Below are 666 nucleotides of genomic sequence, written 5' to 3'. Positions count from 1 at the left end.
AAGCAAGCTTCCTTTTTAGTTTGGCAATTGAAAGAAGCGAAATGCGGCCCTGATGCAATCATGACGCAGGCCGAGAAGTTGTCCGATCCGAGCGAAAAAGCGTTTTTTGAGCAATCGATCGAGAAATACAAACGAGTGATGGGGGTGGCATAACTCGATTTGTGCCCAGTTTCCTTAATTTAAGTGACCGGTGCCCCATTCCTCAGCGGAGCGAAAATTGAATTGGTTTCGCTTTTGCTAAATCCTTCGCGTTAAAAATGTAAATGTAGAGAGACATCCCGATGGGAAGAAGTTTTGAAGTGCGCAAAGCCTCTATGGCGAAAACTGCAGGCGCAAAAATTAAAGTTTATTCCAAATACGGTAAAGAAATTTACGTGTGTGCAGAAAAACGGTGGTATTGACCCAGACATGAACTTGTCACTGCGTCACCTGATCACTGAAAGCGAAAAAAGATCAGGTTCCATACACACGTTATTGATAAAGCACTCGAACAAAGCAAGTGGCGGTGGCGGTGAAGATTACCAACCAGCTCGCTACGAAGGTTTTGGCCCAGGTGGCATTAGCGTGATCGTTGACTGTCTAACAGACAATGGCAACCGTACTTTCCAAGACGTTCGTCAGTGCTTTGTGAAGACTGGTGCAAAAATCGGTACTCCTGGTGTGGTT

General features: G+C 45.3%; 1 protein-coding gene and 1 pseudogene. Both read left to right on the top strand.

Annotated elements, in window-relative coordinates; all coding sequences use genetic code 11:
• Positions 1–153, top strand: a 153-nt coding sequence (locus tag CIK04_RS24485) for a DUF3283 family protein (protein ID WP_128824681.1), incomplete at its 5' end; no start/stop codon positions are given.
• A 128-nt stretch (positions 154–281) separates the two neighbouring features.
• Positions 282–666 (top strand): annotated as a pseudogene (locus CIK04_RS24480) (YebC/PmpR family DNA-binding transcriptional regulator); the annotation flags it as partial.

Source organism: Vibrio sp. 03_296, assembly GCF_002265885.1.
Note: the sequence above shows the minus strand (reverse complement) of the source record. Positions and strands in the feature narration are given on the sequence as shown.